We start from the raw sequence: 21085 nt of genomic DNA, 5'->3' as shown, positions 1-21085 counted from the left end.
GAAGGCCGCCAGTAGAACGGGCATGGCATAAGGGACGACAGTCAGCGGAATCCTCTGGAACTGAGGGAGATTGCGAAAATACCTGGAGGAGCACTCCTACAAAGTTGTTTCAAAGCGCCTGTCGAGGTACCTGATAATGCGGATAGTGCTCCAGGCTGAAGCCCCCCTTGAAACGTGCGCCGGTGTTGTTGCAGAGGTTGATCACGGTGTCGATGGCAGTACGCAGACACGGCTCGGTCCAACCGGCATCGACAGAGAAAGACTCCCCGGCGAGGTAGAGCCCTGAATGGGCACTCAGGTCGCGGTTGTACTTCATCAGGCTTACCGCGTCGTAATAGGCGCCCGCCCGGTACAATTTCGCACAGCCAAGTGCACTCCTGTCTGTCATCCATCTTTGTATGCGGGTGTTTCCAAGATCGATATGCGGCGAGATGGGCTCGCTGATGTTGGTACAACGCAACAGAATTCGATCGAGTTCCGCTACGCATTTTTCCACCAACTCGGTGTCTGAATAGGCCGCCAGCTTGGTGGCATCGTCCTCCCAGGTGTAGCTGAGCAGGATGCAATCGCGGGTGTGCTGATCGTTGTAACGGTAGGCGTATACATCGTGCACGAAGCTGTCGGTGACCAGGATCTGCGGCAGATGGGGATGCTGGTCGAGAAAGCTTTTACGCAGCGGTGCATAAACCTTGCAGCTGGTTTCCCAATGGGCGTGCTTCCAGGCCTCGACAATGGCCGGTGGCAGCATGTTCCGGGAGACCCCTTCCAGGAGCATCCCAGTTTCGATCAACCAGGACGGCGTGGTAAGCACCACACTGTCGAATACCTCACTCATCGGCTGAGCCTTGGCTTCATCGCTGTGCCGCCAACGGTAATCGACGCGGATGCGGCCATCGGCCAATTTGTGCAGTCCATGAACCGAGCTGTCCGTCAGCAGGCCATCCTTACGCGCCACGCACTGGCTATACAAGGATTCGCCCGAGCTTGCGATGTCCATGAACAACAGGGCCTCATCCAACGCGGCGATCCCCAGGTAGGCAGGAGCCTGGAAGTACAGGCCTTTGCTGTCGGGCACGGCCTGGACATCCTGATACGGCGCTGCAAGCACTTGCCCCCTTTCATCTACACGCCCATGCACAAGCTGCAGGTGGCTGCTGAACCCGAAAATGGCGGTGCGCAGCGGATAGAGGCAACACACGTCGTAGAAGGCGCCCCAGCTGCCATCACCGATGCCGATTGCATAGAAGATCACCGACTCGTCACGGTCCATGCCAAGGCCACCGAAATCGCCTGGATTGCCAGGGTCCCAAGCCTCCCGGATCGGCAGCAGTACCAGGTCACGGAACGACAGCCTGTGATATCGCTCGACGATTGCCGACCACATCGCCAGCCAGCCTTCTGTGCCGTAGATGGCGGCCACCTGTTCGGCGAAACGCTCGGCAAAACGCCGCCACTTGCCATGAATCCTCTGTAGTACCGCAGTAGGTGGCGGAGTGTGACCTTCGGGGTTTTTCCAGATCAGCAGCTTCGGATCACCCTCCCCTTCAAGTTGGCCTTCACGCAGATAGATACCTGTCGCATTGACCCAGGGCGTGCCAGGGTTGGGGAAGTCGGAAAGCCGCAGGTCGAACAGATCTGCGTAATACGCCATCAATGAACGGCCTGCCTTGGGCGGCTCGCCGGTTCGGTTGAAGAACGGCATGCGCATGGCGCCCATCTCGAAGGGGGCGGTGTGTGCTGGTGGCTTGTCAGCAGAGGATGACACGGTGAGATGACGCCCCCCGATTCGCCGGGCCTGCTCGATCAGGGTGATATGGGTGAAACCACAGCGCAGCAGTTCTCGTGCGACGGTGAGGCCGGTGACGCCAGCACCGACAATGCAGATGCGATGTGCAGGACGAGCAGCCTGGGCAATGCCGCCCTGTTGTTCGACAAGACGTCGGTAGTCGAAACACAGGTCAGGCGGATTCGGGAAGCGTGCGGCCCATGGCAGCACTGGAGTGTGAGGCTCGACGGCCAGGTCGGCGGGATGGTTGTGCGTTGATCCGATGGTCATGGTCTCGGGTTCTCAGGGTAGGTGAGGAACCTGAGCATGCCGGGAGCAGGGAGGTGGGGATGGGTAGATGTGTATTGTGGTGCAGCGTACGTTGTTGCCTGTACTTACGCTGTCGCGGGACAAGCCCGCTCCTACAGGGACCGCATAATACCTGTAGGAGCGGGCTTGTCCCGCGATGGGTCGTCAGCGTTTAGACCGCCAGCGCGCGCTCACGCAGCTCGCTGTTGAGGATGCGGTCGTTCTCGCTGTAGTCCACCGGGCAGTCGATCACGTGCACGCCAGGGGTCTTGATGCAGTGCTCGAGCAGCGGCAGGAAGCCTTCGGCGCTTTCCACGCGGTGGCCATTGGCACCGTAGGCTTCGGCGTATTTGACGAAGTCCGGGTTGCCGTAGTCCAGGCCGAAATCGGTGAAGCCCATGTTGGCCTGCTTCCAGCGGATCATGCCGTAGCCGTCGTCACGCAGGATCACCACGGTGATGTGCATGCCCAGACGTACCGCGGTTTCCAGCTCCTGGCTGTTCATCATGAAGCCGCCGTCGCCGCATACCGAGATGACCGGGCGATCCGGGTACACCAGGTGCGAGGCCATGGCCGATGGCAGGCCGGCGCCCATGGTCGCCAGGGCGTTGTCCAGCAGCACGGTGTTGGGCTTGTGGGCCTTGTAGTTGCGGGCGAACCAGATCTTGTAGATGCCGTTGTCCAGGGCGACGATGCCTTCGGACGGCAGGGCGCGACGGATGTCGGCGACCATGCGCTGCGGGTAGACCGGGAAGCGGTCGTCGTCGGCGCCTTCGGCGATCTGCGCTTCGTTCGCTTCACGGATGGCCATCAGGCGGGTGAAGTCCCAGTGGCTGGTGTCGGTCAGCGCTTCGCTGATCTGCCACACGGCGTTGGCGATGTCGCCGATCACTTCCACCTGCGGGAAGTACACGGCATCCACCTCGGCCGAACGGAAGCTGACGTGGATCACTTCGGTACCGCCACGGACCATGAAGAACGGCGGCTTCTCGATCACGTCGTGGCCGATGTTGACGATCAGGTCGGCGGCTTCGACGGCGCGGTGCACGAAGTCACCGGACGACAGCGCGGCGTTGCCCAGGAAGCGCGGGTGGCGCTCATCGACCACACCTTTACCCATCTGGGTGGTGATGAACGGGATGCCGGTCTTGTCGATCAGTTGCTTGAGGACCTTGGCGGTCATCTTGCGGTTGGCGCCGGCGCCAATCACCAGGATCGGGTTGCGGGCGTTCTGCAGTTTCTGCACGGCGGCTTCGATGGCCACGTGTTCGGCCAGCGGGCGACGGTGCAGGCTGCGCGGGATCGGCAGCGCATCGGTCTGCTCGGCGGCGATGTCTTCCGGCAGCTCCAGGTGCACGGCGCCCGGCTTCTCTTCTTCGGCCAGGCGGAAGGCTTCACGCATGCGCGCAGGGATGTTGTCGGCCGAGGCGAACTGGTGGGTGTACTTGGTGATGGGGTCCATCATGCCGCACACGTCGATGATCTGGAAACGGCCTTGCTTGGACTTCTTGATCGGCTTCTGGCCGGTGATCATCATCATCGGCATGCCGCCCAGGTAGGCGTAGGCGCTGGCGGTCACCAGGTTGGTCGCGCCAGGGCCGAGGGTCGACAGGCTGACGCCGGTCTTGCCGGTCAGGCGGCCGTAGGTGGCGGCCATGAAGCCCGCGGATTGCTCGTGGCGGGTCAGTACCAGCTTGATCTTCGACTTGCGCAGGGACTCGAGCAGGTCGAGGTTTTCCTCACCGGGAATGCCGAACACATACTCGACACCTTCGTTTTCCAGGCATTGCACAACGACATCGGCGGCCTTGGCCATCTTGCTTCTAACCTCAAGTAATAGGACGGTGAAAGTCCAGAAATGCGCAGCACGGTACGCTGGCATCGCTCGGTCCGGGTGCCAGGATTGCCCCGAACCTAAGCCTTGACGCAGGGTAGGTACGGGGAAGTCACGTAATTGTGACGGCAATATTGTCGCACCTGTGACGAGGCGATGTGAGGTAGCCGACGAGCAAAGGATATTTGCATGATCGTCAGCAAACGGATCCGCTGTAGGAACAGAATACCGTGGGAGCGGGCTTGCCCCGCGATGAGGCCAGCCCAGGCAACATCACCGCCTGATCCGGCCTCATCCGGGCGGTGCGGCGTTCCGACAAGCCCGCTCCCACGTTGTGTATTCCACAGCAGAGGTGCGTTGCTTTTCGGGACGCAGAAAAGACAAAACCCCTACCTGCTCGCGCAGATAGGGGTTTTGCGAAATGAATCTTGACGATGACCTACTCTCACATGGGGAAACCCCACACTACCATCGGCGATGCATCGTTTCACTGCTGAGTTCGGGATGGGATCAGGTGGTTCCAATGCTCTATGGTCGTCAAGAAATTCTGTTGCCAGAACATCCAGATGGATACTCCAGCCAATTCGGATATGTGATTTTGTGAAGCTGCGAACTTTCGGTTCTTTCGTCTTCACCACCACAATTTGGCCTCAGCGCAAATTGCTTGGGTGTTATATGGTCAAGCCTCACGGGCAATTAGTATTGGTTAGCTCAACGCCTCACAGCGCTTACACACCCAACCTATCAACGTCGTAGTCTTCGACGGCCCTTCAGGGAGCTCAAGGCTCCAGTGAGATCTCATCTTGAGGCAAGTTTCCCGCTTAGATGCTTTCAGCGGTTATCTCTTCCGAACATAGCTACCCGGCAATGCCACTGGCGTGACAACCGGAACACCAGAGGTTCGTCCACTCCGGTCCTCTCGTACTAGGAGCAGCCCCTCTCAAATCTCAAACGTCCACGGCAGATAGGGACCGAACTGTCTCACGACGTTCTAAACCCAGCTCGCGTACCACTTTAAATGGCGAACAGCCATACCCTTGGGACCGGCTTCAGCCCCAGGATGTGATGAGCCGACATCGAGGTGCCAAACACCGCCGTCGATATGAACTCTTGGGCGGTATCAGCCTGTTATCCCCGGAGTACCTTTTATCCGTTGAGCGATGGCCCTTCCATACAGAACCACCGGATCACTAAGACCTACTTTCGTACCTGCTCGACGTGTGTGTCTCGCAGTCAAGCGCGCTTTTGCCTTTATACTCTACGACCGATTTCCGACCGGTCTGAGCGCACCTTCGTACTCCTCCGTTACTCTTTGGGAGGAGACCGCCCCAGTCAAACTACCCACCATACACTGTCCTCGATCCGGATAACGGACCTGAGTTAGAACCTCAAGGTTGCCAGGGTGGTATTTCAAGGATGGCTCCATGAGAACTGGCGTCCCCACTTCAAAGCCTCCCACCTATCCTACACAAGCAAGCTCAAAGTCCAGTGCAAAGCTATAGTAAAGGTTCACGGGGTCTTTCCGTCTAGCCGCGGATACACTGCATCTTCACAGCGATTTCAATTTCACTGAGTCTCGGGTGGAGACAGCGCCGCCATCGTTACGCCATTCGTGCAGGTCGGAACTTACCCGACAAGGAATTTCGCTACCTTAGGACCGTTATAGTTACGGCCGCCGTTTACCGGGGCTTCGATCAAGAGCTTCGCTTGCGCTAACCCCATCAATTAACCTTCCGGCACCGGGCAGGCGTCACACCCTATACGTCCACTTTCGTGTTTGCAGAGTGCTGTGTTTTTAATAAACAGTCGCAGCGGCCTGGTATCTTCGACCGGCGTGGGCTTACGCAGCAAGTGCTTCACCCTCACCGGCGCACCTTCTCCCGAAGTTACGGTGCCATTTTGCCTAGTTCCTTCACCCGAGTTCTCTCAAGCGCCTTGGTATTCTCTACCTAACCACCTGTGTCGGTTTGGGGTACGGTTCCCAGTTATCTGAAGCTTAGGAGCTTTTCTTGGAAGCATGGCATCAACCACTTCGCGCTCTAATGAGCACTCGTCATCAGCTCTCGGCCTTGAGATCCCGGATTTGCCTAAGATCTCAGCCTACCACCTTAAACTTGGACAACCAACGCCAAGCTGGCCTAGCCTTCTCCGTCCCTCCATCGCAATAACTGGAAGTACAGGAATATTAACCTGTTTTCCATCGACTACGCTTTTCAGCCTCGCCTTAGGGACCGACTAACCCTGCGTCGATTAACGTTGCGCAGGAAACCTTGGTCTTTCGGCGTGCGAGTTTTTCACTCGCATTGTCGTTACTCATGTCAGCATTCGCACTTCTGATACCTCCAGCAAGCTTCTCAACTCACCTTCACAGGCTTACAGAACGCTCCTCTACCGCATCACCAAAAGGTGATACCCGTAGCTTCGGTGCATGGTTTGAGCCCCGTTACATCTTCCGCGCAGGCCGACTCGACTAGTGAGCTATTACGCTTTCTTTAAAGGGTGGCTGCTTCTAAGCCAACCTCCTAGCTGTCTAAGCCTTCCCACATCGTTTCCCACTTAACCATGACTTTGGGACCTTAGCTGACGGTCTGGGTTGTTTCCCTTTTCACGACGGACGTTAGCACCCGCCGTGTGTCTCCCATGCTCGGCACTTGTAGGTATTCGGAGTTTGCATCGGTTTGGTAAGTCGGGATGACCCCCTAGCCGAAACAGTGCTCTACCCCCTACAGTGATACATGAGGCGCTACCTAAATAGCTTTCGAGGAGAACCAGCTATCTCCGAGCTTGATTAGCCTTTCACTCCGATCCACAGGTCATCCGCTAACTTTTCAACGGTAGTCGGTTCGGTCCTCCAGTCAGTGTTACCTAACCTTCAACCTGCCCATGGATAGATCGCCCGGTTTCGGGTCTATACCCAGCGACTAAAGCGCCCTATTAAGACTCGCTTTCGCTACGCCTCCCCTATTCGGTTAAGCTCGCCACTGAATATAAGTCGCTGACCCATTATACAAAAGGTACGCAGTCACCTAACAAAGTAGGCTCCCACTGCTTGTACGCATACGGTTTCAGGTTCTATTTCACTCCCCTCTCCGGGGTTCTTTTCGCCTTTCCCTCACGGTACTGGTTCACTATCGGTCAGTCAGTAGTATTTAGCCTTGGAGGATGGTCCCCCCATGTTCAGACAAAGTTTCTCGTGCTCCGTCCTACTCGATTTCACTGGCAAGAGATTTTCGTGTACGGGGCTATCACCCACTATGGCCGCACTTTCCAGAGCGTTCCACTAATCTCAAACCAGCTTAAGGGCTGGTCCCCGTTCGCTCGCCACTACTAAGGGAATCTCGGTTGATTTCTTTTCCTCAGGGTACTTAGATGTTTCAGTTCCCCTGGTTCGCCTCTTGCACCTATGTATTCAGTACAAGATAACCAGCTTGTGCTGGCTGGGTTCCCCCATTCAGAGATCTCTGGATCACAGTCTGTTTGCCGACTCCCCAAAGCTTATCGCAGGCTACCACGTCTTTCATCGCCTCTGACTGCCAAGGCATCCACCGTATGCGCTTCTTCACTTGACCATATAACCCCAAGCAATCTGGTTATACTGTGAAGACGACATTCGCCGAAAATTCGCACGTCGCTCTTTCGAGCAGAACTCACAAATTTTACCTTAGCCTGATCCACCAGCAGTGAAACTGGTGTTCAGTCTATTTCTATCACATATCCGAATTTTTAAAGAACGATCTGACAAAAGTCAGAAATCAACATTCATCAACGAATGTTCATTTCTAAGTTCTGAGCAGTGCTGCGAAACCTGAAAGAGTGGTGGAGCCAAGCGGGATCGAACCGCTGACCTCCTGCGTGCAAGGCAGGCGCTCTCCCAGCTGAGCTATGGCCCCATTTACTAGGCCGCACCAAGTAATTGGTAGGTCTGGGCAGATTTGAACTGCCGACCTCACCCTTATCAGGGGTGCGCTCTAACCAACTGAGCTACAGACCTATAACAGGGTCGCGTTACAGCATCGTCTTTACACAATGAATCAAGCAATTCGTGTGGGAGCTCATCAGCAGGCTGATGTCTTCGATTAAGGAGGTGATCCAGCCGCAGGTTCCCCTACGGCTACCTTGTTACGACTTCACCCCAGTCATGAATCACACCGTGGTAACCGTCCTCCCGAAGGTTAGACTAGCTACTTCTGGTGCAACCCACTCCCATGGTGTGACGGGCGGTGTGTACAAGGCCCGGGAACGTATTCACCGCAACATTCTGATTTGCGATTACTAGCGATTCCGACTTCACGCAGTCGAGTTGCAGACTGCGATCCGGACTACGATCGGTTTTGTGAGATTAGCTCCACCTCGCGGCTTGGCAACCCTCTGTACCGACCATTGTAGCACGTGTGTAGCCCAGGCCGTAAGGGCCATGATGACTTGACGTCATCCCCACCTTCCTCCGGTTTGTCACCGGCAGTCTCCTTAGAGTGCCCACCATTACGTGCTGGTAACTAAGGACAAGGGTTGCGCTCGTTACGGGACTTAACCCAACATCTCACGACACGAGCTGACGACAGCCATGCAGCACCTGTGTCAGAGTTCCCGAAGGCACCAATCCATCTCTGGAAAGTTCTCTGCATGTCAAGGCCTGGTAAGGTTCTTCGCGTTGCTTCGAATTAAACCACATGCTCCACCGCTTGTGCGGGCCCCCGTCAATTCATTTGAGTTTTAACCTTGCGGCCGTACTCCCCAGGCGGTCAACTTAATGCGTTAGCTGCGCCACTAAAATCTCAAGGATTCCAACGGCTAGTTGACATCGTTTACGGCGTGGACTACCAGGGTATCTAATCCTGTTTGCTCCCCACGCTTTCGCACCTCAGTGTCAGTATCAGTCCAGGTGGTCGCCTTCGCCACTGGTGTTCCTTCCTATATCTACGCATTTCACCGCTACACAGGAAATTCCACCACCCTCTACCGTACTCTAGCTTGCCAGTTTTGGATGCAGTTCCCAGGTTGAGCCCGGGGCTTTCACATCCAACTTAACAAACCACCTACGCGCGCTTTACGCCCAGTAATTCCGATTAACGCTTGCACCCTCTGTATTACCGCGGCTGCTGGCACAGAGTTAGCCGGTGCTTATTCTGTCGGTAACGTCAAAATTGCACGGTATTAGCGTACAACCCTTCCTCCCAACTTAAAGTGCTTTACAATCCGAAGACCTTCTTCACACACGCGGCATGGCTGGATCAGGCTTTCGCCCATTGTCCAATATTCCCCACTGCTGCCTCCCGTAGGAGTCTGGACCGTGTCTCAGTTCCAGTGTGACTGATCATCCTCTCAGACCAGTTACGGATCGTCGCCTAGGTGAGCCATTACCTCACCTACTAGCTAATCCGACCTAGGCTCATCTGATAGCGCAAGGCCCGAAGGTCCCCTGCTTTCTCCCGTAGGACGTATGCGGTATTAGCGTTCCTTTCGAAACGTTGTCCCCCACTACCAGGCAGATTCCTAGGCATTACTCACCCGTCCGCCGCTGAATCAAGGAGCAAGCTCCTCTCATCCGCTCGACTTGCATGTGTTAGGCCTGCCGCCAGCGTTCAATCTGAGCCATGATCAAACTCTTCAGTTCAATACTGCTTGGGTTTTTAAGAAACCCTAAACTTGGCTCAGCAATCTCAAATGACTATGTGATTTCTCGCATGGCCACTTGTGATGCTGATAATCTTGGCGACTATCAGTCCATACTCACAAGCACCCACACGAATTGCTTGATTCAATTTGTTAAAGAGCGTTTGGCTGAGAGCTTTTCGTCTCAACCGAGGCGCGCATTCTACGCTTTCCTCATTTGCTGTCAAGCGTTATTTTGAAGTTTATTTCGAAGTCGTTTTCTGCAAACACCTTCAACCTCAACAACTTACCGCTTGCCTCGTGGCGTTCAACGCTGCGAGGAGGCGAATAATACGCGGTTTGATTTCAGAGTCAACACCTTGATCTGAAAAAACTTTCGATCGCCATCCGGCGGCCGCTCGGCAACTATTCGGCGCGGTTGCCGCTCTGTAGAGAAACACGCAAGCGGAGCGGCTGCCATGAGCGATGCACAGAGCGAGAAGACCCCGGGGCTGTCGCCGGACGAAGAGCAGGAAGTCAGCCATAACCAGCCGCCCCGGGCGGCGGTGCTGCACGAGATCATCCGCGCCCAGGGCGACCAGGAGTTGGAGCGCACCCTCGCCGCCCTGTGGTGGTCGGCGCTGGCGGCCGGCCTGACCATGGGCCTGTCATTGATGGCCATGGGGCTGTTCTATGCTCGCCTGCCCGAGGGCGACAGCGCCCAGGTAGTCGCCAGCCTGGGCTACAGCGCAGGCTTTCTGGCAGTGATCCTCGCCCGCCAGCAACTGTTCACCGAGAACACCCTGACCGCCGTGCTGCCGTTGATGACCACCCCCACCCTCATCAACCTGGGCCGCCTGCTGCGCCTGTGGACCATCGTCCTGCTCGGCAACCTGGCCGGCACCCTGCTGGTGGCCTGGGTAATGCTCGAACTGCCGATCTTCGATAGCAAGACCGACATCGCCTTCCTGGATGTGGGCCGCAAGGTGATGGAGAACGATATCGGCCAGATGTTCGCCAAGGGCATCGTTTCGGGCTGGATGATCGCCACCATGGTCTGGATGATCCCGTCCATGGAGCACGCCAAGATCTGGATCATCCTGATGATCACCTACCTGATGGCCCTGGGCGACTTCACTCATATAGTAGTGGGCTCGGTCGAGGTGTCTTATCTGGTCTGGGCCGGCGAGCAGAGCTGGAGCGCCTTCTGGCTCGACTTCGCCCTGCCCACCCTGGCCGGCAACATCATTGGCGGCAGCTTCATTTTCGCCTTGATCAGCCATGCCCAGGTGCGCAGCGACAGCGGCAAGCCGCCCTCGAAACTGTTGAAGGACGACAAGCAGGTCAAGGATTAGCGCGCGACAACCGCCCGCTCGGATGACCTGCCCCGCTGCGGCAATGGCCGCGGCCGCCACCAGTTCTGCCCCGGATGCGGCGAGTCGAGGCTGAGCCGCTCGCCCATCTGTGGCGTGCTCAGTTGCACCTGGGCGGCATTGGCCAGCGCCAGGATGCGCTCGAAGGGTTCCTGCCAGCTGTGGATCGACAGGTCGAAGGTACCGTTGTGAATCGGCAGCAGCCAACGGCCTTTCAGATCCCGGTGCGCCTGCAGGGTCTGCTCCGGCTGCATGTGCACATTGGGCCAGGCAACGTTGTAGGCGCCGGTCTCCATCAAGGTCAGGTCGAACGGCCCATAGCGCTCGCCGATCTCGCGCAAACCGGCGAAGTAACCGGTGTCGCCGCTGAAGAACAGCCGCAGCCCTTCGTCGATCATCACCCAGGACGCCCACAGCCTGCGGTTGCTGTCGAACAACCCGCGCCCGGAGAAGTGCTGCGCCGGCGTGGCGGCGAAGCGCACGCCTTCGACCTCGGTTTCCTGCCACCAGTCCAGCTGCCGCACCTTGGCCGGCGGCACGCCCCACTCGATGAGCAGGTCGCCCACCCCCAGCGGCGCGAGAAAGTGCTCGGTGCGCGGCGCCAACCGGCGGATGGCCTGCTCGTCGAGGTGGTCGTAATGGTCATGGGACAGGATCACCGCGGTCAGCGGCGGCAGGTCGTCGAGCGCCAACGGTGGCGCATGGAAGCGCAGCGGCCCGGCCCACTGCACCGGTGAGGCGCGTTCGGCGAACACCGGGTCGGTAATGAAGAAGCGCCCGCGCAGCTTGAGCAGTACCGTGGAGTGGCCGAGGCGCCACAGGCTGTGATCCGGTGCTTCGGCCACCTGCTGGCGGGTCATCGGCTGCAGGCTCAGCGCCGCGTCTGGCCGGGTTTGCGGCGGCTTGCGCAACAGCAGGTACTTGACGCCGATGCGTAGCTTCTTGAGCACGCCATCCCGGGGCAGCTCGACCTGGTTGTGAAAGCGTCCGTCCCGGTGCGGTGCCGGCTCGCCGGCGGGGGTAGCCATGGGGACCATGAGCAGCAGCACTCCGCATAAGAGGAAAGCCTTCATATTACTCCACAGGGTCGGATCAACCGTGAAATGGCTTGTAAGGTCATTTTTCGCCGATGAACGATTGTTCAACAATATTCACACGACTTATGCGATAAACGGCGCCCCACAGAAGAACGACAACCATGATCGACAACCGCAGCGGCAAGGGGCTCTCTTTCGTCAGGCGCATCTACCTGCCGCGCATCATCGGCCTGGGGATCGGCCTGTTCAGCGTGATGGCCGCCATCGCCCCGCTGAACCCGCCGCAGTGGGCCTGGGCCCTGCTGCTGTTCAACGGCCTGCTCTGGCCTCATGTGGCCTATCAGTGGGCTCGGCGCTCGGCCACGCCCTACCAGGCCGAACAGCGCAACATCCTGCTGGACTCGCTGATGGGCGGGTTCTGGACCGCGGCGATGCATTTCAACCCGCTGCCCACCGTGACCATCCTGTCGATGATGACCATGAACAACGTCGCCGCCGGTGGCAAACGGGTGCTGCTGCGCGGCCTGCTGGCCCAGCTGGGCGGCATGCTGCTGGCCAGCGCCCTGCTCGGCACCGGCCTGCAGCTCCAGGCCACGCAGTTGCAGGTGCTCGCCTGCCTGCCGATGCTCACCTTCTACCCCCTGGCCCTGGGCTGGGTGTGCTACCAGCTGGCGATCAAGCTGGCCGAGCACAAGCGCCGCCTCAGCGCCCTGAGCCGCACCGACAGCCTCACCGGCCTGCTCAACCATGGCTCATGGAAAGACCTGCTGCTGCTCAAGTTCCAGATCTGCCAGCAACAACAGCTGCCGGCGGTCATCGCCCTGATCGACATCGACCACTTCAAGACCATCAACGACACCTACGGCCATGTGGTCGGCGACTGCGTGCTGCGCCAGCTCAGCCAGGAACTGCGGCGCAGCCTGCGCGAGGACGACCTGGCCGGGCGCTACGGCGGCGACGAGTTCTGTGTGATCCTCCCCGGCGCCCAGGAGGCCCAGGCCTGCCAGGCCATGGAACGCCTGCGCGAGCGCGTCGGCGCCTACCGCAACCCGCAACTGCCGGACCTGCGCATCAGCCTGAGCATCGGCCTGGCGGACTTCCGCGCCACCCTCGCCTCGCCCGAGCATTGGCTGGAACAGGCCGACAAGGCCCTGTACGCCGCCAAGCACCAGGGTCGCGACCAGGTCAATTTCGCCCGCGGCGAGGCCGCCATGCTCAAGCTGGCCTATCCTGACTGAACCTTCGCCCAGGCCTGGGCGCAGACAGCAGTTGAAGGAGTCGCCCGTACATGGACAGGAACGTCGACCTTTCATCCTCCAGCCCCACCTCGCGCCTGCAGGTGCGCCGCCTGGTCGGCGGCTTCTGCGCGCTGTTCGGGCTTGCCTGCGTGTTCACCCTGGTGGCGCTGTTCAACATCGCCGCCACGCTGGACCACCAGGCGCAGCAGCAAAGCACCTTCCAGGCCACCCAGGCACTGGAGCAGCGGCTGGTGGCCTCGCGCCAGTTCCTCTCCAGCTACGCCGTCTGGGACGTCGCCTACGAACATCTGGTCGGCAAGGTCGACTGGCAGTGGGCCTATGACGAGAAGAACGTCGGCGAGTCGCTGTACAGCGCCAGCGGCTACGAAGGCGTGTTCGTGGTCGAGGATGGCCGCACCACCTACGCCCTGTTCAAGGGCAAGCCCACCGACTCGCCGGCCAGCGCCCATATCGACAGCCCCCTGGCGGCGCTCATCGACGCGGCGCGCAAGGCGGCCCCCGCCCGCGAGCAGGTGACCCACTTCGTGCGTTTCAACGGCTGGCCCGCAGTGCTCAGCGCGGCGGCGGTGCGCCCGGATAAAGAGGTGAGCGAGGCGGATGTGCGCCAGGCGCCGGTGATGGTGTTCGTCGACCAGCTGACCGAGGCCAAGCTCGCCGTGCTGGGCAAGGGCGCTGGCCTGACCGGCATGCGCCTGGAGAAGAACGGCTCTGCCCAGGCCGGACAACCGTATATAGCCCTGGGCGAAACCGGCTATCACCTGGCCTGGAACACGCCGCTGCCGGGCCGCCAACTGCTCCACGCCTTCCTGCCACCGCTGCTGGCGGTGCTGCTGGTGCTCGGCCTGGTGCTGCTCTACCTGTTTCGCCATGCCCTGCGCAGCTCCCGCGCCATCGACGACAGTCTGCTGCGCCTGCAGCAGAGCAACCGTGCCCTGGAGGCGAGCGAACAGCGCTTTCGCGCGGTAGCCGAGGCCGCGTCGGACTGGATCTGGGAAACCGACCGCCAGCACCGCCTGACCTACCTGTCGCAGCGCTTCGTCAGCGTCACCGGTTACCGGCTAGAGGACTGGATAGGCCAGCCGCTCAACCAATTGCTGGCCTGCGACACTACACCGCTTTTGCCTTGGCTCGACAGCCAGGCCGACGAAAACCCGCAGCAACTGGCCAACCTGCGCTGCAACTACGATGACGCCAGCGGGCAGAACCGCTACTGCCGCGTATCGGCGCGCTCGATCATCTACGAGGGCAAGCTTGTCGGCTTTCGCGGTACCGCCAGCGACATCACCGACGAGGTCGCCGCCCATGCCCGCATCCAGCACCTGTCGATGCACGATGCCCTGACTGGCCTGGCCAACCGCAACAAGTTGTCACGCCACCTTGAGCAGGCACTGTTGCGCGGCAGCGATTCACCGCCGCTGACCTTGCTGCTGCTCGACCTGGACAGTTTCAAGCCGATCAACGATTCCCTCGGCCACCCGGCCGGCGACGCGGTACTGCAGGAGGTGGCCGGCCGCCTGCGCGACACCACTCGCGACAATGACCTGGTCGCCCGCCTGGGCGGCGACGAGTTCGTCCTGGTGCTGCATGGCCTGGACAACCGCAGCGAGATCGACCGCTTCTGCGCCCGCCTGCTCGACCTGCTGCAGCAACCCATCGCCTACGAGGAACATCAGTTGCACATCGGCGCCAGCATCGGCATCGCCCAGACCCGGGTCCAGGGCTACGACGCTGGCGAGCTGATCCGCTGCGCCGACATCGCCCTGTACCAGGCCAAGGCCGACGGCAAGAACACCTGGCGTTACTTCTCGCCGGAGATGAACCAGCAGATCCAGTACCGCCGGCAACTGGAAAACGACCTGCGTCGGGCGATCAAACAGCACGAGTTCGTCCTGCACTACCAGCCGCGCTACCGCCTGGACGACCTGAGCATCGTCTCGGTGGAGGCCTTGTTGCGCTGGCAGCATCCCGAGGAAGGCCTGCTCGGGCCGGACACCTTCATTCCCCTGGCCGAGCAGAGCGACCTGATCGTGCCTCTTGGTCGCTGGGTGCTGGCCGAGGCTTGCCGCAATGCCCGCGACTGGCCCGACGAACTGCTGGTCTCGGTCAACCTGTCGCCGGCGCAGTTCTCCCGCAGCGATGTGGTCGCTGATGTGCGCCAGGTGCTGCTGGACACCGGCTTCCCGGCCCAGCGCCTGGAACTGGAGATCACCGAGAACGTGATGCTCAACGACATCGAAGGCGCGTTGGGCACCATGCTCGCGCTCAAAGAGCTGGGCGTGCGCCTGAACATGGACGATTTCGGCACCGGGTACTCGTCGCTGGGTTACCTGCGCACCTACCCGTTTGACAGCATCAAGATCGACAAGCGCTTCATCGCCGGGCTCAGCAGCCAGAGCGGCAACGACCGTGCGGTGGTCCAGGCCATCATCAACCTGGGCAAGGCCATGGGGCTGACGGTCACCGCCGAGGGGGTGGAGACCGAGCAGCAGCTGCAGGCGCTGGACAAGGAGCAGTGCCATGAGGTCCAGGGCTACTACCTGAGCAAGCCGGTGGACCGGGCGGGGTTCGAGGCGCTGCTGGCGGGCCGGGAGGTGCGCCAGCAGGATGTGTCCTGAGTCCCTCGGGAGAGGGAGCTGTATCTCTGTGGGAGCGGGCTTGCCCGCGAAGCAGGCGCTGCGGCGCATGGCACCGGCTGCGCCGGTGATCGCGGGTAAACCCGCTCCCACAGAAAAATCCGTAACCCATTGATTTAGCTAGACCCTGTGGGAGCGGCTTTAGCCGCGAAGAATCCAACTCGGTGCCTGGCACCGGCTCTGCCGGTGTTCGCGGCGGTGCGGCGGTCCGATAAACCCGCTCCCACAGGGCGCGCGGGCTACCCGTGAACTCAGTTCCCTGCGCGACAGCGTGGCCCGAGGGCTGGGCGGTCTCCTACAGGGATCGCGTGTACCCCAAGAAGATGCCTTCAGCGCAGGCTGCGTTCGGCCACGATCTCCGGCAGGTCGGTGCGCTTGAGGTAGATGCGCAGCGGCTCGCCGATGTTCAGCCGGTCGTCCACGTGCTGCTCGAGCAGCAAGGCCAGGCGCTCCCGGCACAAGGCCATGCGCGTGTCGGCCTCGGGCCGCCAGACGAACTCGTTGCAGGGGGTAATGCTGTCGTCGGCGACATCCATGCCGAACGAATCTTCGGAAAACCGCACGATATGAATGCCGCGCTTGCCGTGGAAGCCGACAAAACCCTTGAGCTGGTCGGCGGCGTTGCAGATGTCCTGGGAAGTGATGGCCATGGCGTAACCTCGCAAAATTCGGAAGTGACGCACGCAGGGAACGGTCACCTCTGGCGGGCGACGCGCAGGTGCCAGCCTAACGCAACTGCCGGAATCTTCGCCACGCTTTCTCGCCCCTTCCCGTTTCAGCCGGTTGGCGCCGCCACCGGGTCGACCTGCGACGCCAGCAGCGCCGCCAGCCAGTTCATGAACGCCTGGACCCGGCGCGGCACATGGCGCTGCCGCGCATACAGCAGCGACACCGGCATGGCCCGCGCCTGCCAGGGCTCGAGCAGCGATACCAGTTCACCATTGCGCAGGTGTTCAGCGACACCCACCGCCGGCACCTGGATCAGCCCGAGCCCGGCCAGGCAGGCGGCGGAGTAGGCTTCGGCATTGTTCACCGTGACCACGCCGGCCATGGCCTGGAAGCGCAGCTCGCCCTCCTGCTCGTATTCGAACCCGGCGCTGCGGGCACCGAGGTTGCGCACGTAGTGGACCAACCGATGGCCAGCCAGGTCCTGCAGGTTCTGCGGCACGCCGTACCGCTCGAGGTAGGCGGGGCTGGCGCAGTTGCGCATGCTCAGGCGCCCCACCGGACGGGCCACCACATCCAGGTCGCTGAGCGCGCCGATGCGCATCACGCAGTCGAAGCCTTCGCGCAGCAGGTCGACCTGGCGGTCGGTGCAACTGAGCTCCACCTCCAGACGCGGAAAACGCTCAAGGAACCCTGGCAGCGCCGGCACGATCAGCCGCCGCGCCATCATGGTCGGCAGGTCGATGCGCAAACGCCCGGCCAACTCGGCATCGTCGGCGCTGAACAGGCTTTCGATCTCGTCCATGCCCGACAGCAGGTCCTTGCTGCGCTCGTAGAGCAAGGCGCCGTCCTGGGTGGTCTGCACCCGTCGCGTGGTGCGGTTGAACAGGCGCGTGCCGAGCAACCGCTCCAGCGCCCGCACCTGCTCGGAGACGGTCGAGCGCGGCAGGCCCAGGCTCTCGCCGGCCAGGGTGAAACTGCTCAGTTCGCTGACCCTGACAAAGGTGCGCAACAGCTCCAGCTTGTTCATCACGGGCTCCGATTGTCCATTCTATACGAACAGTATTTCCGGAATCCGTGGATTTAACAGCCATCAACCGATCAATAACCTGTCATTCAACAGCCACCCCACCGAGGTAATCGACATGACTCGCAAGATCGCACTGATCACCGGCGCCAGCCGCGGCCTGGGCAAGAACACCGCCGAACACCTGGCCGCTCGCGGTATCGACATCATCGGCACCTATCACAGCAAGGCCGACGAGGCCCGCGCCGTGGCCGCCTCGCTGGAGCAGGCCGGCGTGCGCGCCGCCATGCTGCAACTGGATGTCAGCGACAGTGCCAGTTTCGCCGCCTTCGCCGAGCGCCTGGGCGACATCCTCGAACAGCAGTTCGGCCGCCGCCAGCTGGACTTCCTGGTGAACAACGCCGGCATCGGCCTGAACGCGCCGTTCAGCGAGACCAGCGAGGCGCAGTTCGACCAGTTGCTGAACATCCAGCTCAAAGGGCCGTTCTTCCTCACCCAGCGCCTGCTACCGCTGCTGGCCGACGGCGGGCGAATCGTCAACATCTCCACCGGGCTGACCCGCTTCGCCCTGCCCGGCTACGCTGCCTATGCGGCCATGAAGGGCGCCATGGAGGTGCTGACCCGCTACCAGGCCAAGGAGCTGGGCGCGCGCGGCATCCGCGTGAACATTCTTGCGCCGGGCGCCATCGAGACCGACTTCGGCGGTGGCGTGGTGCGCGACAACCAGCAGGTCAATGACTACATCGCCGGCAACACGGCGCTGGGACGCGTCGGCCTGCCCGACGATATCGGTGCGGCCATCGCCCTGTTGCTGGAGGATGGCAATGGCTGGATCACGGGGCAGCGGCTGGAGGTGTCTGGGGGGATGTTTCTCTAGGCGCGCGTTGTCCAGTCGATGCGCAGTTCCTGTGTAGGAGCGGCCTTGCGCAGCCCTTTCGCGGCACAAGGCCGCTCCTACACGTAGAAACGCCTACCACCCTTCAAACGCGGCTCAGGGCCTGATGCAGCGCCGCCACGGCGGGCAGTGCCAAGGCCTCGTGGGACATGCACAGCCCGACCCGACGCCGCAGCGCCAGGCCACTGCCCGGCTGCCAGTAGACGCCCGGGCAACGCTCGACCAGCGACTGCGGCAACCAGGCCGCGCCTTGCCCGGCGGCGACCATGGCCAGGACCAGTTGCAACGAACCGGCCTGACCGACCTGCTCGCCCCCGTCATACAAGCCCATCAGGCGTTGGTGCGAAGGGTGCTGCGGGCAGGTGACCCAGCGCCCGTCCGGCTGGCTGCCGGTGGCCATCACCCGCACGAACGCTTCCTCCCACAGCGCCAGGAACAGTTCATCCTCGCAACGCTGGGCCTCGTCGGCCAAGCGAGCGTCGCCGTCGCAGCCTTCCAGCAGGGTCAACTGCAAACCAGCCACCGCCTGGCTGGCCAGGCGCACGCAGGCCTCGACCTGGGCCGGCGCGATGTCCGCCTCGATGCCCAGCGCCAATGGCACCCGCTCCTGCCCCTGGCGAAACCGCAGGCGCAAGGCCTCGGCCTCGGCCACCATGCGACAGGCCTGGGGATACAGCTCGCGGGCGTGTTCGCTGACTTCGACGCCGCGGGCCTGGCGCAGGAACAGTTCGGCGCCAAGGTCCTCTTCCAGCTGGCGAATGGTCACCGACAAGGTCGGCTGGGCCACGCACAAACGCTGGGCGGCTACAGTGATGTTGCGCGCTTCGAAGACCGCGATGAATGCCTTGAGATGACGGATATCCATAGATAGAACCGATGCCAGCCAGAGAAATAAGCCGTTTTTCATGGCCGCGAGCGCTATCTAGAATCTTGGCCATCGAAAGTGATTATGCCTTGGAGGCAACCATGAACAAACCCCTGATCATCGTCACTGGCGCCAGCTCCGGTATCGGCGCCGCCACCGCCCGGCGCTTTAGCGCCGCGGGGCATCCGCTGCTGCTGATCGCCCGACGCCTGGAACGCCTCGAGGCGCTGGCGCTCCCCGATTGCCTGTGCCGCGCCGTGGATATCCGCGACCGGGCGGCGCTGGTCGCCGCCGTGGCCGAGGCCGAAGCGCTGTACGGCCCGGCCGATGCCCTGGTGAACAACGCAGGCGTGATGCTGCTGGGGCAGATGCACGAGCAGGATCCAGAGCAGTGGGAGCGCATGTTCGACATCAACGTCAAGGGCCTGCTCAACGGCGTGCATGCGCTGGTCAGCGGGATGATCGAGCGGCGCCACGGCACGCTGATCAACGTCAGCTCCGTGGCCGGGCGCAAGACCTTCCCCAACCATGTCGCCTACGTGGGCAGCAAGTTCGCCGTGCACGGGCTGTCGGAGAACCTGCGCGAGGAGCTGGCGCCGCACAATGTGCGGGTGGTGACCATCGCCCCGGGCGCGGTGGAGACCGAGTTGCTCGGGCACACCACCGACGAGGGCATCAAGCGCGACTACGAGGCGTGGAAGGCCAATGACATGGGTGGCGTGGTGCTGAGTGCCGAGGATGTGGCCGGGGCGATCGTCTGGGCCTACCAGCAGCCGCAGCAGGTGTGCATTCGCGAGATCGTGCTGGCGGCGACCGCCCAGCAGCCCTGAGATGGATGTATCCGGGGCGCGATGCGCCCCGTTCGTCGGCAGGCCCCACCCCGTGATGAAAATACAGGCAAAAAAATGGGCGACCGAAGTCGCCCTAAATGCCTTGCGTGCTCGTGAATCGGGAAGGATCAGCGCTGATTGCGCTTTTTCGAGTCCTTCCAGATGAAAATGCCCAGACCGGCGAAGAACGCCAACATCAACCCGACCGTTACCACACCGGCGATAACCACGTTGTCGAAGAACATGTCGGCCCCTCCCTTGATGTGCCGTCATCCGATGGGTGCAAGGTAACCAATGCCGGGAGGGGGAAAATTGACCGGAGTCAATGGCGCCCGAGGCCGGGCGCGCGAGGCGGGTGCAGGGTTGACCTGCATCAAGTTTCAGCGCTTCTTGGGTTTGCCCTTGGGCTTTTTCTTCTTGGCCTGGGTTAGCGGCATGGCCTGCTCGAAGGCCTGGCGCATGTCGTTCAGGCGCTTGTCATTGAGGTCGTGGATGCGTTTGGCGCGTTCGGCGCCGAAATCGATCAGGTTGTCTTGGCTCATAGTGGGCTCGACGGACAGCAGAGGCCTTCATGATGAAGGCAAGCGGCAACGCTGACTAGGGTACAGAGCCTGGTCAGACTTCGATATCCACCAGCAACCCCTGACGCGTGCGCTCGCCCATCGGCGCCACCGGCACGGTGTTGTCGGCGTTGAGCTCCTCGCCGGGCACGGCTTCGTAGCGGTCCCCTTCGGCCTGCTTGCGCCGTTGCTGCTGGCGGCGCTGCTCCTCGCGCAGCAGCAAGGTCTGCTCCTCGGGGTCGCGGTGGTGCTTGAGGTCGATGGTGCCGTCACTGGAGGTCGGCTGCGCGGGTACCACCGGCGGGATGGTCGGCGGCGGCTTGACCGGATCCTGTTGCGAGGTCACGGGGGCGGCACTGAGCGGGATGATCGGCGGCAGCATGATGGGTCTCCTGTAGCCTTGTTATCGGCTGGTGGTGCGCCGCCTTGAATGCCCGCGG

The 21085-nt window shown here is 61.2% G+C and carries 14 protein-coding genes, 2 tRNA genes and 3 rRNA genes; 5 read left to right on the top strand and 14 right to left on the bottom strand.

The features are described from left to right. Positions 1-109: 109 nt before the first annotated feature. The 7 genes from AC0MAZ_RS10045 to AC0MAZ_RS10015 form a co-directional block, all read right to left on the bottom strand. Positions 110-2056 carry a flavin monoamine oxidase family protein gene (locus AC0MAZ_RS10045; protein WP_475860966.1) on the bottom strand — a complete coding sequence of 649 codons (1947 nt, stop codon included), beginning with the start codon at positions 2054-2056 and terminating at the stop codon, positions 110-112. 190 nt (positions 2057-2246) lie between these two features. Then, positions 2247-3890: an acetolactate synthase large subunit gene (locus AC0MAZ_RS10040; protein WP_028692242.1), complete on the bottom strand. Its 1644-nt coding sequence runs from the start codon at positions 3888-3890 to the stop codon at positions 2247-2249. Positions 3891-4334: 444 nt separating this feature from the next. Next, positions 4335-4450: ribosomal RNA gene (gene rrf, locus AC0MAZ_RS10035) — 5S ribosomal RNA — on the bottom strand. Between the two features lie 133 nt (positions 4451-4583). Then, a 23S ribosomal RNA gene (locus AC0MAZ_RS10030) occupies positions 4584-7477 on the bottom strand. A 245-nt stretch (positions 7478-7722) separates the two neighbouring features. Then, positions 7723-7798, bottom strand: a tRNA-Ala gene (locus AC0MAZ_RS10025). Positions 7799-7822: 24 nt separating this feature from the next. Next, a tRNA-Ile gene (locus AC0MAZ_RS10020) sits at positions 7823-7899 on the bottom strand. An 86-nt stretch (positions 7900-7985) separates the two neighbouring features. Continuing rightward, positions 7986-9522 (bottom strand): 16S ribosomal RNA (locus AC0MAZ_RS10015). The 16S, 23S and 5S rRNA genes sit together here with 2 tRNA genes alongside, the layout of an rRNA operon. Positions 9523-9979: 457 nt before the next feature. Between AC0MAZ_RS10015 and AC0MAZ_RS10010 the strand changes: the two genes are divergently transcribed. Then, positions 9980-10855, top strand: coding sequence for a formate/nitrite transporter family protein (locus AC0MAZ_RS10010; RefSeq protein ID WP_232855828.1), 876 nt, complete (start codon positions 9980-9982; stop codon positions 10853-10855). On the opposite strand, the gene AC0MAZ_RS10005 is transcribed toward AC0MAZ_RS10010, so the two are convergent. Continuing rightward, entirely contained in the window at positions 10852-11946 is a 1095-nt protein-coding gene (locus tag AC0MAZ_RS10005) for an MBL fold metallo-hydrolase (protein WP_203647721.1), read from the bottom strand. The genes AC0MAZ_RS10010 and AC0MAZ_RS10005 overlap by 4 nt on opposite strands. A 125-nt stretch (positions 11947-12071) precedes the next feature. On the opposite strand from AC0MAZ_RS10005, the gene AC0MAZ_RS10000 reads away from it, so the two are divergent. Both AC0MAZ_RS10000 and AC0MAZ_RS09995 read left to right on the top strand, forming a co-directional pair. Next, entirely contained in the window at positions 12072-13148 is a 1077-nt protein-coding gene (locus tag AC0MAZ_RS10000; protein ID WP_234562514.1) for a diguanylate cyclase, read from the top strand. Between the two features lie 50 nt (positions 13149-13198). Then, a complete protein-coding gene (locus AC0MAZ_RS09995) occupies positions 13199-15784 on the top strand; it encodes a bifunctional diguanylate cyclase/phosphodiesterase (RefSeq protein WP_232855826.1) in 2586 nt (861 codons plus the stop codon). A 347-nt stretch (positions 15785-16131) separates the two neighbouring features. On the opposite strand, the gene AC0MAZ_RS09990 is transcribed toward AC0MAZ_RS09995, so the two are convergent. After that, complete coding sequence (locus AC0MAZ_RS09990; protein WP_232855825.1) at positions 16132-16452, bottom strand: DUF2025 family protein; 321 nt, start codon at positions 16450-16452, stop codon at positions 16132-16134. A 125-nt stretch (positions 16453-16577) separates the two neighbouring features. Beyond that, positions 16578-17498, bottom strand: coding sequence for a LysR family transcriptional regulator (locus AC0MAZ_RS09985; RefSeq protein WP_475860962.1), 921 nt, complete (start codon positions 17496-17498; stop codon positions 16578-16580). 115 nt (positions 17499-17613) lie between these two features. On the opposite strand from AC0MAZ_RS09985, the gene AC0MAZ_RS09980 reads away from it, so the two are divergent. Further along, on the top strand, positions 17614-18372 hold the full coding sequence (locus AC0MAZ_RS09980; protein ID WP_234562510.1) for an SDR family NAD(P)-dependent oxidoreductase: 759 nt from the start codon (positions 17614-17616) through the stop codon (positions 18370-18372). Between the two features lie 103 nt (positions 18373-18475). Here the strand turns inward: AC0MAZ_RS09980 and AC0MAZ_RS09975 are convergent, their stop codons facing one another. Then, positions 18476-19255, bottom strand: coding sequence for a LysR family transcriptional regulator (locus tag AC0MAZ_RS09975; protein ID WP_203647727.1), 780 nt, complete (start codon positions 19253-19255; stop codon positions 18476-18478). Positions 19256-19356: 101 nt separating this feature from the next. Between AC0MAZ_RS09975 and AC0MAZ_RS09970 the strand changes: the two genes are divergently transcribed. Then, the gene (locus tag AC0MAZ_RS09970) at positions 19357-20085 is read left to right on the top strand and encodes an SDR family oxidoreductase (RefSeq protein ID WP_203647728.1); all 729 of its coding nucleotides are present in this window, start codon (positions 19357-19359) and stop codon (positions 20083-20085) included. A gap of 128 nt (positions 20086-20213) precedes the next feature. Here AC0MAZ_RS09970 and ccoM read toward each other — a convergent pair whose 3' ends face one another. The 3 genes from ccoM to AC0MAZ_RS09955 all read right to left on the bottom strand — a co-directional run bounded on the left by ccoM (position 20214) and on the right by AC0MAZ_RS09955 (position 21027). Continuing rightward, the gene (gene ccoM / locus AC0MAZ_RS09965; RefSeq protein ID WP_023629476.1) at positions 20214-20330 is read right to left on the bottom strand and encodes a cytochrome c oxidase subunit CcoM; all 117 of its coding nucleotides are present in this window, start codon (positions 20328-20330) and stop codon (positions 20214-20216) included. A gap of 135 nt (positions 20331-20465) precedes the next feature. Further along, complete coding sequence (locus tag AC0MAZ_RS09960; RefSeq protein WP_177330824.1) at positions 20466-20627, bottom strand: hypothetical protein; 162 nt, start codon at positions 20625-20627, stop codon at positions 20466-20468. A gap of 73 nt (positions 20628-20700) precedes the next feature. Then, positions 20701-21027 carry an aspartate-semialdehyde dehydrogenase gene (locus AC0MAZ_RS09955; protein WP_110739592.1) on the bottom strand — a complete coding sequence of 109 codons (327 nt, stop codon included), beginning with the start codon at positions 21025-21027 and terminating at the stop codon, positions 20701-20703. Between the last annotated feature and the right edge of the window lie 58 nt (positions 21028-21085).

This window comes from Pseudomonas sp. A (assembly GCF_056270345.1).
Note: the sequence above shows the minus strand (reverse complement) of the source record. Positions and strands in the feature narration are given on the sequence as shown.

Coding starts and splice junctions, on each gene's coding strand:
- ccoM (WP_023629476.1), bottom strand. CDS start 20,330: ATGTTCTTCGACAACGTGGTTATCGCCGGTGTGGTAACGGTCGGGTTG.
- AC0MAZ_RS09960 (WP_177330824.1), bottom strand. CDS start 20,627: ATGAGCCAAGACAACCTGATCGATTTCGGCGCCGAACGCGCCAAACGC.
- AC0MAZ_RS10010 (WP_232855828.1), top strand. CDS start 9,980: ATGAGCGATGCACAGAGCGAGAAGACCCCGGGGCTGTCGCCGGACGAA.
- AC0MAZ_RS10040 (WP_028692242.1), bottom strand. CDS start 3,890: ATGGCCAAGGCCGCCGATGTCGTTGTGCAATGCCTGGAAAACGAAGGT.
- AC0MAZ_RS10005 (WP_203647721.1), bottom strand. CDS start 11,946: ATGAAGGCTTTCCTCTTATGCGGAGTGCTGCTGCTCATGGTCCCCATG.
- AC0MAZ_RS09985 (WP_475860962.1), bottom strand. CDS start 17,498: ATGAACAAGCTGGAGCTGTTGCGCACCTTTGTCAGGGTCAGCGAACTG.
- AC0MAZ_RS09980 (WP_234562510.1), top strand. CDS start 17,614: ATGACTCGCAAGATCGCACTGATCACCGGCGCCAGCCGCGGCCTGGGC.
- AC0MAZ_RS10045 (WP_475860966.1), bottom strand. CDS start 2,056: ATGACCATCGGATCAACGCACAACCATCCCGCCGACCTGGCCGTCGAG.
- AC0MAZ_RS09995 (WP_232855826.1), top strand. CDS start 13,199: ATGGACAGGAACGTCGACCTTTCATCCTCCAGCCCCACCTCGCGCCTG.
- AC0MAZ_RS09990 (WP_232855825.1), bottom strand. CDS start 16,452: ATGGCCATCACTTCCCAGGACATCTGCAACGCCGCCGACCAGCTCAAG.
- AC0MAZ_RS09975 (WP_203647727.1), bottom strand. CDS start 19,255: ATGGATATCCGTCATCTCAAGGCATTCATCGCGGTCTTCGAAGCGCGC.
- AC0MAZ_RS09955 (WP_110739592.1), bottom strand. CDS start 21,027: ATGCTGCCGCCGATCATCCCGCTCAGTGCCGCCCCCGTGACCTCGCAA.
- AC0MAZ_RS09970 (WP_203647728.1), top strand. CDS start 19,357: ATGAACAAACCCCTGATCATCGTCACTGGCGCCAGCTCCGGTATCGGC.
- AC0MAZ_RS10000 (WP_234562514.1), top strand. CDS start 12,072: ATGATCGACAACCGCAGCGGCAAGGGGCTCTCTTTCGTCAGGCGCATC.